The following is a 15619-nucleotide window of genomic DNA, read 5'->3' as shown; positions in this document are numbered from 1 at the left end:
CTAGCTGTCAACTTCTTCGCCGTTTGCTTTCAGCTGCATAAGGGCCCTTTCCACATCCTCTGGCGTGTCGATGCCAAGGGTGGCTAGCTCGGTTTCGGCCGTAAGGATACGGTAGCCGTTTTCCAGCCACCGCAGTTGCTCCAAGCTTTCGGCTAGCTCCAGCGGTGAAGGGGAAAGCTGCGTAATTTCTTCCAGTACATCGGGGCGGTAAGCATAGAGCCCGATGTGGCGCAGGTACCGGTGGTGCAGCAGCCAATCGGCCGATGGGTACTGGCGCTGATAGGGCAACGGATGGCGGCTGAAATACATGGCGTAGCCTTGCGTATCCAGCACAACTTTAGGCAAGTGCGGACTGAAGAGCTCTTCGTCGCTTACCACTGGCTTTACCAGGGTGGCTAGCTGTGGCGGGGTGGAGCGGTTGAAAAGCTGCACCAAGGCATCAATCTGGGCGGGGTGGATGAACGGCTCATCACCCTGAATATTGATAATGCAGTCGGCAGAAATACCAAGCTGCTGGTAGGCGTCGCGCACTCGGTCGGTGCCGCTCGGATGATCGGGGGCCGTGAGCAACGCTTCACCACCGAAGCTTTCCACGTGGCGCTGAATTCGCTCGTCGTCGGTGGCTACCACCACCCGGCTTAGGCTCGAGCGTTGCGCTTGCTCTACCACGCGCCGAATCATGGACTTACCGCCCAGGTCAATCAACGGCTTGCCGGGCAGGCGAGTGGAAGCGTAACGAGCTGGAATAATGCCGATGGCGTGCATGCGAAGGGGAAGAAGGACCAGATAATCAGCAAAACAAGCAATAAATAATTTCCGTCGTCATATTCCGGCACAGGACTGCGCTTGAATCCCTAACTTTCGGCAGAATTTCTGCGCGGAAAGGTGGTTGCCCTTCTTCAGCGGAGTAGTACATTCGTTGGAGAGGCATTGGTTTTGCTGATCTTCTCTAGGTTCCTCTCGTTTGCGTCGGCTTCGGCCTGGTAGTTTTATGTTTCGATTTTCGTTGCTGTCCGTAGCGCTTGTTTTCTCTGGTTTCACGGCCCTAGCGGCTCCGCGCTTCGTAGCTCCTCCCGACTCTATTGGGGTGGAATACCGCAACAATAAAATGCTAATCAAGCACCGGGTTGCGCCCGGCGAAACGCTCTACGGTCTTTCCCGCCGCTATAAAGTGCCCGTCGATCAAATTGTGGAAGCCAACGCCGGTCTGCAAGGAGCCTTGACGACAGGACAAGTGGTGTTAGTACCCCGCCAACGGGCCGTGATGCCCGCCCAAACAGCCCCCAAAACCGCAGCTGCCCCCGCTAAAGCACCGGCCGCCGGCACGGTCCGGACGCTACCCGCCAACACCGGGGGCAAGCGCGTGCACAAAGTGGCTGCGGGCCAGACCTTTTTTTCTATTGCGCGCCAATACGGTACTACGCCTCAGGCATTGGCACAATTGAATGGGTTTGCCCCCAACTACAACGTGCGCATCGGCCAGACGATTATAGTTTCGGCCGGCGCTACGCCTGCCCGGCCTGCCACCTCCGCACCCGCCACGCGTGAGCCAGTAGCCGCTGCCCCTGCTCCCGCCAAGCCGGCTCCAACACCGGCCCCGGCACCTGTTCGCCCGGCCCCGATTCGGACGGAGCAAACCGTGCCGAACGAGCGCCCCCGCGATACAGCAGCCACTTCAACCGCAGCCCCTGCCACTGAAAGGGAAGAAGAGCGCGCTCCAGAGCGCGCTAGCGAAATTGTGCGGCGCGTAACGGAAAGCGGCCTTGCTACCAGCATTGCCAACAGCAACACCGACAAGTATTTGGCGCTACACAAAACAGCAGCGGTTGGCACTATTATGCAGGTTCGTAATATTATGAACGGGCAGTCGGTGTACGTGCGCGTTATCGGTGTGCTGCCCAACACCGGTGAAAACAACAATATTCTGGTGCGCCTTTCGCCGCGCGCGGTGCAGCGCCTCGCCACGCCAGACGCCCGTTTCCGGGTGGAAACCAGCTACGTACCATAAGCCAGTAGCGAGATACCACGAGTGCGAGGTGAGATGTACGTTCTGACGCTAAACCAGCCGAGAACGTACATCTCACCTTTTCACTTTCTGCGTGTTCAGGTAGCGTACCAACGCCTGGCGCTTATTTTACCCCTTACCTCTAATATGAATCACGCTCAGGTTCGGACCTTGCTAGAAGAGCAGTACGAGCACTACAACCGCCCAGCCTTTGTGCTCCACGACCCTATCAGCATTCCGCACCGCTTCACGCTTCGGCAAGACGTGGAAATCAGCGGCTTGTTTGCGGCGTTGCTGGCCTGGGGTCGGCGGCCTACCATCATCAGCAAATGCCACGAGCTGATGCGACGCATGGACGATGCGCCCTACCAATTCATTACGCAGCACGAAGACGAGGACCTGAAGCGCCTGCTGGGGTTTTGCCACCGCACTTTCTGCGATACCGACCTGCTGTACTTTGTGCACTGGTTGCGCTGGTTCTATTCGGGCCACGACACGCTGGAAGATGGTTTTCTGATTGGAAACACTCAAAAAGAGCGGCTGGAAAACTTCCACAACTTGTTCTTTAGCCTCCCCGACGCGCCGCACCGCACCCGCAAGCACGTCGCTACGCCGGCCCGCGGCTCGGCTTGTAAGCGCGTAAACATGTACCTGCGCTGGATGGTTAGGCAGGACGACCGAGGGGTGGACTTCGGCCTCTGGACCCGCCTACCCATGAGCGAGCTAATCTGTCCCTGCGACGTGCATGTGGAGCGCGTTGCGCGCCGGTTGGGTTTGCTGGACCGCAAGCAAATGGACTGGCTGGCCGCCGAAGACCTCACCGCTCACCTGCGCGACTTCGACCCCAACGACCCCGTGAAATACGACTTCGCGCTGTTTGGGCTAGGGGTGGAGGGGGAGATGTAGCCTCCAGCGTATCTTGCCGCGGGAATTAGGTAACTAGTTGAAATTCAAGTAATGAAATAAGTTGTGTGCTTCATCTACACAGGCGCTGCGCCAGGACTTTACGCTACATTTCAATTAATGAATCTTTCCTGCCTTTTCAAGTGTTTATCTTCGTATTGCACTCCGCTTACCGACTACCCATTACCAACTACCTGATTTGATTCTTCCTAATAATTTCGAGCAGAAAATAGGCTTCGCGCAGTTGCGCGAAATGCTGGAATCTATGTGTCTGAGTGCGCTGGGCCGCCAGTTTGTGGCCAAGATGACGTTTCAGACCAAGCACGACCAGCTACACAAACTGCTTCTTCAAACCGACGAATTTCGCGGCCTGCTTCATAGTGGCGCCGATTTTCCGAGTCAGCACTACCACGACGTAAACCCGCAACTGGTACGCGCCAGCTTGCCCGGTGCTTACCTTGACGTAGCGGCGTTCTTTGCCGTGAAGATGAGTTTGCGCACCATTCGGCAGGCGCTGACCTTTTTCAGCCAGGCCGCCGAAGAGCTGTACCCCACGCTGCGCCTATTAGGCATTGGCGTGCAGGTAGACCGCAACCTGCTGGCCGCCCTCGACAAAGTAGTGGACGATGAAGGAGCCGTGCGCGACAATGCCTCGCCGTTGCTGGGCCAAATCCGGCACGAACTGATTGCGCGCCAGGTGCAGCTACGTAAGCAGATTGCCGGTATCCTGCGCCATGCCAAATCTGAGGGCTGGGTGCCCGGTGATGCCGAGCCCACCATTCGGGGTGGCCGCTTGGTGCTGCCGGTTATTGCCGAGCACAAGCGCCGGATGAAGGGTCTGATTCACGACGAGTCTGCTTCGGGCCAAACCGTGTTTATTGAACCGGAGGCCGTGTTCGAGCTGAACAACGACATCAAGGACCTGGAAAACGCGTATCAGCGTGAGCTGATCCGCATCCTAACCGCCCTCACCGACCAATTGCGCCCGCACATTCCGGATTTGCGCAAGGCGTATCAGTACCTGGGGCTGATTGATTTTATTCGGGCCAAGGCGCGGCTGGCGTTGCAGCTGGAAGCTACCTTGCCGGTATTAAACCCTAAGCCTTTGGCGCGCTGGAAGCAGGTGCGGCACCCGCTGCTGTATCTCACGTTTCTGAAGCACGCCAAGGAGGACCCGCGCGAAGTGGTACCGCTTGATATCGAGCTAGATTTCGAACAGCGTATCCTATTGATTTCGGGGCCGAACGCTGGTGGTAAGTCGGTGGCCATGAAGACGGTAGGGCTGGTGCAGTACATGCTGCAATGCGGCCTGCTGATTCCGGCCGGCGAAAACTCCGAGGCCGGGATGTTCGATGATATCTTCTTGGATATCGGTGACGAGCAAAGCCTGGAAAACGACTTGAGTACGTATTCCTCACACTTGTTGGCGATGAAGCAATTCGTTACGCTGGCCAACAAGCGCAGCCTCGTGCTCATCGACGAATTTGGTACGGGTACGGAGCCTTCCTTGGGCGGTGCCATTGCTGAGTCGGTGCTGGAGCAGCTGAACCGGGTGCGCAGCTTCGGCGTGATTACCACCCACTACACCAACCTCAAGAACTACGCGGAGCGTACGCCTGGCATTGTGAACGGCGCCATGCGCTACGACCCCGAGAAATTGCAGCCGCTCTACCGCTTGGAAATTGGCAAGCCGGGTTCGTCGTTTGCCATCGAAATTGCGCGCAAAATTGGCTTGCCGAAACAGATAGTGGAGCGCGCTACCCAACTCGTGGGCAAAGACAAAATCCGCTACGACCGGTTGCTGGAAGGCTTGGAGAAAGAAAAAACCGACCTCGAAGCCCGTACGGCTGAAGCCGTCAAGCAGGAGCGCCGCCTCAAGAAAGCAGCGCAGGAATACCAGGACCTCAAGAAGTACCTCGACGATACCACGCTCGACGTGTTGCGCGATGCAAAGCAGAAGGCCAAGGCCTTACTCAAGGACACCAATCAGCAAATTGAGGCCACTATTCAGGAAATTCGCCTGGGCCAGGCCGACAAGGAACGCACCAAAGAGGCCCGCGGCAAGCTCGACACGTTTGTGCGTGAGAAGCTGCAAATCGAGCCGCCCAAGCCGAAAGGCACCCGGGAACTAGCCGAAGCTGGCTCCCTAAAGCCCGGCGACAAAGTAGCGCTGATCGGGCAGGAAGGGTACGGCGAGCTGATGAGCGTGAAAGGCAAAACGGCCGAGGTGAGCTTTGGCGGGATGAAAACCATCGTCAAGGTCAACCAGCTGGAAAAGCTAACCCGCACCGAGATTCGGGAGCGGGAAAAAGAAGCGGCTCGTAAGGCACCGGCTCAGTACTCGGGCTTCGACACCACCGGCAAGATGTCGAACTTCAGTCCTACGCTAGACTTGCGCGGGGAGCGAGCCGAAGATGCGCTCAACAAGGTCATGGCCTACGTGGATGATGCTGTGATGCTAGGGGTGCCGGAAATCAAGTTTCTGCACGGCCGCGGCAATGGTGTGCTCCGCCAAGTGGTGCGCGACTACCTGCACCGCACCCGCCAAGTGGCCAGCGTAGCCGACGAGCACGCTGACCGGGGCGGCGACGGTGCGACGGTAGCTGTGCTGAAATAGGAGGTATTGGCCGCTAGTGGTATATTAGGTGAACCATATACATGTTTCACCTAATTGCGCTGTCGTGGTGCGGACAGTCGTACGCGTCGGGCCAGGGCACAAGACCTTACTAGCGGTTACGCCATGGAAAGAAGAAAATTCGTCCTGACAACCCTTGCGGCGCCTTTCGTTGCGCTAACTGATTTGCCTGCTGAAGCTGCTCAGCTCGGACCAGGCTTTAAGGTGAAAGCCGGCGAGGCACGCCACCACGGGCACATCAAGCCAAACGGACCCAACAGCACCGTCATCGAGGTCAAAATATCCGGCAAGGACTCCGATGGGGGCCTGTTCTTGTTCGAGCAGACGAATTTGTCGCCCGGTAGGGGCCTCCCTCTGCACGTACATGCCTACCAAGACGAGGTTTTTTATGTGCTGGAAGGAGAATTCTATTTTCAGCTCGGGCAGGAGAAATACACGCTCACAGCGGGGGATAGTATTTTCATGCCCCGCAAAATTCCGCACTCCTGGATTCAGATAAGCCCCGTTGGCCGCACTATGGTGACGTTGCAGCCCGCAGGAAAGCTAGAAGACCTATTTTTGGCTTTTGCAGCATTGAAATCCCCGCCTACTTCCGAAGAGGCAACTCGGATTTTTGCCGCGCATGATATCCAGGTAATTGGACCGCCCGTAACGAAAGAGTAGGCGGCGCCAGCCATTCACTACATCTCACTTTTCCACCCTACTTTGCACCCTCGCAACCGCCACGCCGCCCGCTACGACTTCCCGCAACTCATAGCCGCCAACCCCGAGCTTGCGTCCTTCCTGACGCATACGCCCACCGGCGAAGAAACTGTGGATTTCACTGATCCGGCCGCGGTAAAGGCCCTTAACAAGGCTTTGCTCAAGCAGTTCTACGGGGTACAGCACTGGGATATTCCGGCCGGCTACCTATGCCCGCCCATCCCCGGTCGCGCCGACTATATCCATCATGCCGCTGACTTGCTGGCCAAGGTGAATGGGGGTGAAGCGCCGCGGGGAAAGTCGGTGCATGTGCTGGATATTGGGGTGGGGGCGAACTGCGTGTATCCTATCATTGGGACGCGGGAGTACAACTGGCGCTTTGTAGGTTCTGATATTGACCCAGTGGCTGTTCGGGCGGCCAAGCACATGGTAGCCGCCAATCCGGTTCTGGCTGGCCGCATCGATTTGCGGCTGCAAAGCCACTCGGAAGATATATTTGACGGGATTGTGAAGGCGCGCGAGGAGTTTGATTTGACGATTTGTAACCCGCCGTTTCATGGTTCAGCGGAGGAAGCTGCGGCTAGCAACCAGCGCAAAGCCCGCAACTTGGGCCATGCACAGTCTATGGAGCCTTCACCCAACTTTGGTGGCAAAAACACCGAACTGTGGTATGTCGGCGGTGAAGAGGCCTTTGTGCGGCGTATGGTGGAGCAGAGCGTGCCCCTGGCTACGCGGGTGCTGTGGTTCACTTCCCTCATTTCCAAAAAGGAAACCTTGCCCAGTGCCTACCATTTTCTCAAGCTAGCTGGCGCTACCAACGTCCAAACTATACCTATGAACCAGGGCCAGAAAGTCAGCCGCCTAGTAGCCTGGACGTTCCAGGACGAAGCGCAGCACCAGGCGTGGCGGGAGCGGCGGTGGCAGCGTGACACAACCAAGCTCGCCGCTAGCAGCAAAGAAGTGAAGGAGTAAAAAGCAGCCAACAGTGCATGTATCGTAAGGCCTGAAAACTGAAAGAGGCGGCTTCCATTCGGAAGCCGCCTCTTTTATTGAGTTGCCAAAGGAATACGCTATTCCACTACCACACGGCTTATCTGCGTGGCTTCTGGGGTTGCAATCTGAACCATGTAGAGGCCAGCACGGAGCGTGGAGGCATCCACGGTAACTTCCTGGCCGTTGAGCGGGCGGGTTTGTGCTAGTACTACGCGGCCGGTTACGTCGCGCAACGTAACCGTAGCCGTACGGGCTTTACTGGCTTCGAGGCGCACTGCAAACGAGCCGCTGGTAGGATTGGGATATACCTGCACGCTGCTCTGCTGTACGGTGGCCTGCTTGTTGGCCAAAATCAGGTTGCACGGACTTACCCCGGTTACGTTCTGCTCGCTGATGCGCTGGTAGAACTCCTGGTAATACTGATTCACGATGCGCGCATCATGGACGATGAGCGTGTTTTCGTCGTTTTCTGTGTTAGCGGCCGCGCTCCAGTTGTGAGAGCCCACGAACACTAAGGGGTCCGACTGTGCGGCCCCAGCATCCACCAGGACGTACTTGTGGTGCATCGTGCCAGGCACTACGTCAAATAGCACACGGTTACCGAGGGTGGTGCGTAGCGTGTTGATTACGTCAGCTGGGCTGTCGGCGGCATCGTCAAGGAGGACTTCCGAGCATGCGGCAATGTTGGCAGCCTGCACTTGGTCGCGAATAGCACGCGTGATTTCGCCGCGTGTGATAAGCATGGTGGCTACGTGCAGGTCGTTGTTGGCCGTTTGGATGCTTTGAATCAGACGTTCCTGCACGTTATCGGTGGGCGAAAACCACGACTCCACCAGCTTGCCGCCGATGCTGAGGAAGTGCGGCGTGTTGTCGGTTTTGGCGGAGCCGAACCGGGCCGTAGCGTTGGTGCCACCGCCCCACATTTCGTTGAACTCCAAGGTGTAAACGCGGGCCAGGCTCTGGTCTTGGATGGCAATGGCATTGTTGCGGTCGGTAGCGAGTTGAGCCGGAGTCCAGTTGGTGGAGCCAGTCCACACCCACGGACGATTGGGGTCGGTGCTATTGGCGTCAATCACCACAAACTTGTTGTGCATGATAGCCATCTGGGTGGCGCGGCTCACGCGCGGGATGGTCGGGTCGAGGCTGACCAGACTCACGTTGGTGTTGTCGCCTTCGTACACCACGCGCACCTGCACGCCTCGCGCTTTGGCGGCATTCACGGCGTTCAGGATGGTAGCGTTGTTCCAGTTGTAGATGGAAATATCGAGGGTTTGCTGCGCTAGATTGATGTAGCGGGCTAGGGTGTCGGCAATGGCACCGCTGGGCAAAGACACGGCGTTGTTGCCAGGCAGGGCCAGGGTGGTGTTCACCGCGTTGTTGAAGTAGCTGCGCATCTTGCCCGACGACAGCGAGGCCGTAATCATCGGCACGGCGGCTAGCTCCGAGCGGCCGTTGGTGTTGCTGGAACTTACTTTCACGTAATAGAGTGTGCCCGGCTGCAAGCCCGTAATAGCCAGCGTGTGCTGCGTTCCGACGGTGCTAACATTTGTCTGCTGGGTGAGCGTGGTGGGCGTGAGGCCGTACTCCACACGGGCGTCGCCAGCGTTCTGCGTCGGAAAATTGACCGTAAAGCCGTCGGTGGTAATGGCAGTTGGGTAAGGCGCCCCCACAATGTTGGGCGTAGTGCCGAGTATGAAGTCGGAGTGGAGCCGGGGCAGGAACTGGTAGCCAGTGGTCGCCGTAGGGCTAGCGCTATTGAACTGGCTCATGATGCCGAGCACATCGAAGTTGCCGTTGGGGGCAATCTTGCCTACCACGCCAGTTGGGCCCGTAGACGAGGCGCTAGGACGCACCACCGCGTTGGGAGTGCCGTTGAGCAAGTAGTTGGTGTTGCCAGAAAACGTGTAGAACGGGCTGCCCGCCGCGGTGGTCAGGCGGGTGTTGCCGGTGATGCGCACCAATTGGCCCTCGTAGGCCTCACTGAAAACCGTGCTAAGGTTGGCTGCGGGCACGGTAGCGGCCGGCCGCACGCGCTGCTGGCGAGCCAGCACCGTCACGGAGCTAACGGGGTCCATTTCCAGCAGGGCATTGAAGCTCTTCAGCGTGCCGCTGATTTGTATACTGTCGCCGGGCACTAGGGCGTCGAAACCAGCCGCTGAAGTGGAGTAGGTGGCTAACCCAGCCGTACCGTCCTGGATGTACCGGATAATGCCCAGCTCGGGTCCGTTGGTGACGACGCCCCGCACCGTGACGGTAGCCCCAACACCAGCCGCCCGGGCAGCTGCAATGGTGATAACTGTTTGAGCCAGAGTTGGCCGCGCCGCTGCGCCCAACAACAAGGCTAGCAGAGTAAGTTTTTTCATATAGGCGATGGGTGAGAGGAAAACAGTGGGAAGTTCAATAAGAGAAAGAGACAAAGATTCGCCTTTTTAGTGATACTACTGCCTCGTCAAAGCGTACGGTTGAGTGGAAGATTATAGCTCCTACATAGCAAACGTCCTGCTGTGGTTGTTGAAGCCTTTCTTCTATCCACCCTGCCGTAAAAACAGGGTAATAGCAGCGAGACTTGACAAGCACGGCAGGACGTTCTTCTTGCTAGGGGGGTGTGGTTTCGGCATCTGGTCTTCAGCCGACGCCTTGTGGTATCACATAATATTCACTTCGGGATGCAGCTCTACGCCGAACTTCTCGCGCACCGAGGCAATGATTTCGTAGGCTAAATCCCGAATATCCTGGCCTTGGGCGCCACCATGGTTGACGAGCACCAGCGCCTGCCGGTCGTGTACGCCGTGGGGGCCGCGGCGCAACCCTTTCCAGCCGCATTGCTCGATCAGCCAGGCAGCGGGTACTTTCATGCCCCCGGGCACGGGGTAGCCGGGCAGGTCGGGGTATCTTGCTTTCAACTCGTCGTATTTGTGCTGCGAGAGTTCCGGGTTTTTGAAGAACGAACCAGCATTGCCGATTTCGGCAGGGTCGGGGAGCTTGCTCCGCCGAATGTGCACGACGGCCTCACTCACGTGGCGCGGCGTAGGTTCGTCGGTGATGCCAAGGTCTTGCAGCGTGGTTTGGATGGCGCCGTAGCTGATGTTGGTTTGGGCGCGGCGGTGCAGGCGTAGCACCACGCTCGTCACGATAAACTTGTCTTTCAACGGACCCTTAAACACGCTTTCCCGGTAGCCAAACCCACATTCCTCCACCGAAAACGTCCGCAACTGACCGGTTGCTTTTTCCAGGGCTTCCAGCGCCTCGAAGGTGTCTTTCAACTCCGCGCCATACGCTCCGATGTTCTGCAAGGGTGCCGCCCCCACCGTACCCGGAATCAACGACAGGTTCTCGATGCCGCTCAACTCCTGATCCAGGGTGTACTGCACCAGTCCGTGCCACGACTCGCCGGCGCCGGCCCGGACCAGGGCCGTGTCTTCGTCTTGGCTGATAATTTCCAGGCCGCGAATTTCATTTTTCAGCACCACGCCCTCGAAGTCCTTGGTAAAGAGTAAGTTGGAGCCGCCGCCCAGAATCAGTTGCTCGGTGTGTTGTACTTCGGGCAGCGCCAGCAGGTCCCGCAGCTCATCGGTGGAAGTGAAACGGGCAAACAGCCGGGCCTTCACCTCCAAATTGAACGTGTTGTAAGGACGAAGTGAAACGTTGTGTTCGAGAGTAGCAGCCATGCGAAAAGGAATAAGCCTAAGAGTACAAAGATAGGCGTGCTACCGTGACGCAGGGCTGTGCTATCGAGCTAGAGTTTCAGGCCACTGGGCAGTGGTGTTCAGCTACGAAGTGAAGTTGCTGCTCGCATTGCAAAGCAGCCTAGCAAGTACGTGCGCCAAACCAGGCCGCTTGCTTGGTGAAGCATGAGCAGCTCCTAGTGAAAGCCGATGCGACAAAGCCACCAGAGAAAAACTGGCACCGTGCTCTGAGGTGTAACAAGCAGAATGCCAGACCAAGGAAACTTCCTGATCTGGCATTCTGCGCAGCAAGCCCGCTGAAGTAGTTGGTGATTCTAGCCCACTCGACAATTAATGTGTGCTTGCCGGAACATGGAGCCTTCTGAACGCTACCGCACTCGGTAACCGCGCAGTGCGTAGTGCAGCAAGTAAGCGTAGCACAGTGCCGGCAACACAAAGGCTAGCCGGAGCCCGCCGCCGTTGGTGGAAATCCAGCCCATGAGCGGCGGCACTACCGCGCCGCCTACAATAGCCATAATCAGGTACGATGAACCTTGCTTGGTGAAAGGTCCCAACCCTTTGATAGCCAGCGGAAAAACCACAGGCCACATGATGGCGTTGCACAAGCCGCAGAGCACGATAAGCCACAGCGCCGTTTCGCCGGTGGAAAGAATAGACGCCAGTACCAAGATTACCCCCGCCGCGCACACCCCCACCAGCATCCGCCGGTCGTTGAAGCGCTGGAGCAGTGGAATGCCGATGATGCGGCCTACCATCACCCCAAACCAGTAGGAAGCCACCATCACGGCCCCTACGGCTTTTGTGAAGCCCGCGGAAGTATCAATGGGGGCCGGCGACTGACCCACCAGCACCGCAATAAAGTTGGTCGCCACGTTCAGCCCACGCACCAACGTCTGCGTGAAGTTGCTGAGTTGGGTTATGCCCTGCGACTCTCCGTAGCGAATCAGGAAAGAGCCTAAGCCCACTTCTACGCCCACGTACACGAAAATAGCGCCAATGCCGAGCAGCAGATGCGGGAAATCCAGGGCAGAGCTTCGGCCAGTGGTTGCAGCCAGCGTAGCCGTATCAGCTTCCTCCTCAGCGGGGAGGCTTTCGATTTCAGGAAGTTTCAGCAGAAAAAATACCCCGGACAGCACAGCCAGAAACACGGCCAGCCCCAGATACAGAGGCTTTACTAGCGTAGCTTCTCGGGACAAGCGTTCTTGCAGGGGCAACGCCGCCAGCTGGGCTTTCAGCGCAACTGAGCCTCCGAACAGGATCATGCCCCCAATCAGGGGTGAAATGGTGCCTCCCAAGCCGTTGGCTACCCCCACAATACTGACCCGACTGGCCGCCCGCTGTGCCGAACCCAGCACCGATACGTACGGATTGGCCGCCACTTGCAGCAGCGTGATACCAGCGCCGAGCACGCCCAACGCCGCTAGAAACAGCCCAAAGGTCCGCGAATTAGCCGCCGGAATAAACAGCAGTGCTCCGCCACCCATCACCAGCAACCCCAGTACAATACCGCGCTGGTAACCTAGCCTCCGCAACACGTACCCAGCCGGCAGCGACATCAGGAAATACGCCCCAAAAAACGCGCCTTGTACCAACGATGACTGCAAATCAGTGAGCTGGCAGAGGTCCTTCAAGTAAGGCATCAGCACGTCATTGAAATTGGTGACGGCTCCGAATAGGAAGAACAGCGAAGTCATGGCCACCATGGGTAGCACATAACTACGCGCCGTAGCGGTGGAAGTGGGGGGAGGAGAAGTAGTGAGAGGAGTTGCCATACCGGCAAAATAGGCAGGAAAAAGAAAAGCTGGCTTGTGGCCAGCAGCAAATAGATGGAATCCTGGCGAAAAGGAACGGTACTGCCAAGTTGCCGTGCCTCTAGCTAAACCCAGAAGTAGACTATACAACGTCCATGAAAAAGGCAAGAGACCCGCTAATCAGTATTGTGCTGATATGATTGAGGCCTTATCAACAGGTAATGACACCGTTCTGTATCGTATACATATATATATATCAGGCAGTACAGAAACATAGTGTTTAACAGTAATATTTCATCAAAAATATTTCAATAAATAAAGCTTGCTACGCGTGTTTGCACACGGCTGTATGCAAAGACAAATAAGTGCGTAGAGTTATTGCGTGCTTATATAGTAGGTTCTTTCTGTATGCTTTGGTAACTCCGTGAAACCGGCTTGTATCTGATTTTTTTTGATGCTCTTTCTGAATACTTCTCAAAAAGTATGTAGAATATATAAGAGGTTACTAGTGAGACTACTAATGCAACAACAAGCAACAACCAACTATAGGACGGATCTATCTTATTCTTGGTAAGATTGATGAGCTTCATGCCAATAGGAAAATGAATAAGATAGATAGAGTATGAAATTTGCCCAGGAAACAGCAATAATTTAGAAATAGGCTGTCGGAAAGCCAGGATAAAAAGTAACGTAAAAGATGTGAAAAGGAATTCGGCGGTTTCGTAAAACAATGCCGTGAACACCAGCAAGTACCCTATGCTTAGCAGGTTTAAAAAGAAATAATCGTTTTTGGCATACAATAGGAAGCATACATTCCCAATTAGAAAAAATACAATGTACCGTACAAGTGATTGGTCTTCTGACGTGAAAAGATAGCTTATGACTAATAGGAGAGGCATTACTGCGTAGATACATAGCTTCTGATAGTGTACGAGAAGCACATAAAAACACCCAATAAATAAATAGTATTGAGCTTCAACGAGCAGTGTCCAGAATACAGGGTTATCGGGCGGAATATGTAAATACACTACGCTCTTTGCAATCGAGGAAAAGCTTTCTGGAAATTCTAGCCCTCTGACTTTGTAGGAGAGGAACATGATAACTAAGGTTAGAAACAGAGCCGCCAAATAAGGAGGATGTAACCTTAAAATTCGCTTAGCCAGAAAAGTAGGTAAGCTACTTATAGTATAGTTGCTTTTATAAAGGCTATAGGGAATAATAAATCCCGAAATCACGAAAAATACATGCACCCCGTATTTGCCATATTGATAGAATATATAAAAAAGCTCGGCAAACGCGTGGCCTTCAGACAAGTTGTCCCCGAAATGGCATAGGCAGACCAGTATAACAGCAATTCCACGCAAGAGTAGTAAGCTGTCAAGCTGACCGCTAGTGCCAAGTGGTTGTGGTTTCAGCATAAATTTTTAATGCAAATGCTACTAAAGCAGGAAATCAGTAATGTTCCTATCGTAATTTAGTTGAATAATAAAATAAACAGACGCTACTGCATAGCGAATACTTGTTGCAGAAATAATAAGCGCGTGAATAGTCTACAGCAGGCAAATAAGTCGTGTAATTTTTGTTGTTGCTATTTAAGGAAGCGGATTATGAGTGCCTGTGCATACTGCTTCAATCTCCTTACCCGCTTCTTGCTACCTACTTGTATCTGATTGGGAAAGAACGATAGAAGCAAATTTATGTACTATGGACGAGGTATAATCATGTAAAAAATAATCTGCTTGCTGTGGCCTTGTGTTTTACAAGGGGAACTGCTTGCGCAATGCCTGATAGGCGGGCGTATCGTCGAGGCTGGTGAGGCTCTCGAACATGCTGATAAAGGTGCGAACTAACTCAGGGTCGGTGGTTTGGAGAGCTCGGGCATCGGCTACCCGGTCGAGGTTGTATTGGCCCAGGAACACAACCAGCGCCCTGAACGGCTCATGGCTTTCGGCATTGAAGCGAATGAAGAGTTGCAGGGGTAGCACGGGCAGCGTGCGGTGCAATGGCAGGCCAGCGGCTTTTTGTTCGCGGTGCTCGGAGAGGCTGGCAAAGGTTTCTTGCAGTTGGTGCAGCGTAGCCAAGTGCCGTGCCCGGTGTTCGTCCCAGGTTTCCGCCGAGATAGGGGCCTCTGGGTGAAACTGCTGCCACACGCCCTGCACGTAGTGATGGAACAGCCCGTTCTGGTCTTGCGTAGGCGGAAAGGCCTCGGGCGATTCGTCGGCCGCCAGCGTGGCCATGTAAAACTCGCGGGCGTCGCGGGCACGCTCTAGCAGCAAATCGTGAATCTGGTTGGTGAGGCTGCTTAGTTCCCGCTGGTTGAGGGGCGGGCGGTGGTGGCGGACGTAGAACGTGCCAATGGCTGCCGAATCCGTCATGATGGCTAGGTATTCGCTGTTTTCCGATTCAGCCAGAAACTTGCGCACCTCTTGCATAATGGGCTGGAAGCCCTTGTAGAGTTCTCGCGTAGCGTCACTGATGGTCGTGACGGCGCTTTTGATTTGTTCTTCTACAGTGTTGCTTCTTTCCACCAGTTGGCGGGTTTCTTGGGCCAGCTGGTTCATTTGATGCAAGGCTTCATCGGCATTGCGCGAAGCATCATCAGCGGCCTTCCAGCTCTGAAAAGCTACGAACAGCCCCAGAAATGAAGCTACACTGCCAATGATGGAGTAGTGCCCGCTCATGGCCTCCGAGGCAGTTAGCCCAAGGATCAGTAAGCTTAGGAAAAGCAGCAAGTAGAACAGCGAGCTTTTGTTGGGGTCAAAGAGAAAGGAACCACGAGCCATAGCAGAAAGGAAAAGAGCCGTACGGCAGCGCCGCTGGAATGCGGCCTGCTGTTGACGCCCATACGTGTTCATGCAGCCGGAGTTGGTAGCTCGATAGCTCCCCGCTTAGGCAATGCTATCAGTATTGGTACTCAAAAAACGTTGGCTTTGATTCAATTGTG

11 protein-coding genes are annotated in these 15619 nt (G+C 55.5%); 5 read left to right on the top strand and 6 right to left on the bottom strand.

Annotated elements, in window-relative coordinates:
• Complete coding sequence (gene kdsB / locus MTX78_RS13130; protein ID WP_243794872.1) at positions 1–765, bottom strand: 3-deoxy-manno-octulosonate cytidylyltransferase; 765 nt, start codon at positions 763–765, stop codon at positions 1–3.
• 226 nt (positions 766–991) lie between these two features.
• Here kdsB and MTX78_RS13125 point away from each other — a divergent pair, with 226 nt between their 5' ends.
• From MTX78_RS13125 to rlmF, 5 genes are all read left to right on the top strand, one after another.
• Positions 992–2008 (top strand): LysM peptidoglycan-binding domain-containing protein, encoded by a 1017-nt coding sequence (locus tag MTX78_RS13125; protein WP_243794870.1) that lies wholly within the window; start codon positions 992–994, stop codon positions 2006–2008.
• 144 nt (positions 2009–2152) lie between these two features.
• A complete protein-coding gene (locus MTX78_RS13120; protein WP_243794863.1) occupies positions 2153–2911 on the top strand; it encodes a TIGR02757 family protein in 759 nt (252 codons plus the stop codon).
• 196 nt (positions 2912–3107) lie between these two features.
• The gene (locus MTX78_RS13115; protein WP_243794861.1) at positions 3108–5525 is read left to right on the top strand and encodes an endonuclease MutS2; all 2418 of its coding nucleotides are present in this window, start codon (positions 3108–3110) and stop codon (positions 5523–5525) included.
• Between the two features lie 123 nt (positions 5526–5648).
• Positions 5649–6206 carry a cupin domain-containing protein gene (locus tag MTX78_RS13110; protein WP_243794859.1) on the top strand — a complete coding sequence of 186 codons (558 nt, stop codon included), beginning with the start codon at positions 5649–5651 and terminating at the stop codon, positions 6204–6206.
• Between the two features lie 42 nt (positions 6207–6248).
• Complete coding sequence (rlmF, locus tag MTX78_RS13105; protein WP_243794857.1) at positions 6249–7217, top strand: 23S rRNA (adenine(1618)-N(6))-methyltransferase RlmF; 969 nt, start codon at positions 6249–6251, stop codon at positions 7215–7217.
• A 98-nt stretch (positions 7218–7315) separates the two neighbouring features.
• Here the strand turns inward: rlmF and MTX78_RS13100 are convergent, their stop codons facing one another.
• From MTX78_RS13100 to MTX78_RS13085, 5 genes are all read right to left on the bottom strand, one after another.
• Positions 7316–9601, bottom strand: coding sequence for a phospholipase D-like domain-containing protein (locus MTX78_RS13100; RefSeq protein ID WP_243794850.1), 2286 nt, complete (start codon positions 9599–9601; stop codon positions 7316–7318).
• Between the two features lie 282 nt (positions 9602–9883).
• Positions 9884–10906, bottom strand: a complete 1023-nt coding sequence (gene murB / locus MTX78_RS13095; RefSeq protein WP_243794849.1) for a UDP-N-acetylmuramate dehydrogenase — start codon at positions 10904–10906, stop codon at positions 9884–9886.
• Positions 10907–11292: 386 nt separating this feature from the next.
• Positions 11293–12696 carry a sugar MFS transporter gene (locus tag MTX78_RS13090; protein ID WP_243794847.1) on the bottom strand — a complete coding sequence of 468 codons (1404 nt, stop codon included), beginning with the start codon at positions 12694–12696 and terminating at the stop codon, positions 11293–11295.
• Positions 12697–13061: 365 nt separating this feature from the next.
• Positions 13062–14093, bottom strand: a complete 1032-nt coding sequence (locus MTX78_RS25440; protein WP_394805582.1) for an acyltransferase family protein — start codon at positions 14091–14093, stop codon at positions 13062–13064.
• 339 nt (positions 14094–14432) lie between these two features.
• Positions 14433–15458 (bottom strand): methyl-accepting chemotaxis domain-containing protein, encoded by a 1026-nt coding sequence (locus MTX78_RS13085; RefSeq protein WP_243794845.1) that lies wholly within the window; start codon positions 15456–15458, stop codon positions 14433–14435.
• Positions 15459–15619: the final 161 nt, after the last annotated feature.

The organism is Hymenobacter tibetensis, from assembly GCF_022827545.1.
Lineage (GTDB): Bacteria > Bacteroidota > Bacteroidia > Cytophagales > Hymenobacteraceae > Hymenobacter > Hymenobacter tibetensis.
Note: the sequence above shows the minus strand (reverse complement) of the source record. Positions and strands in the feature narration are given on the sequence as shown.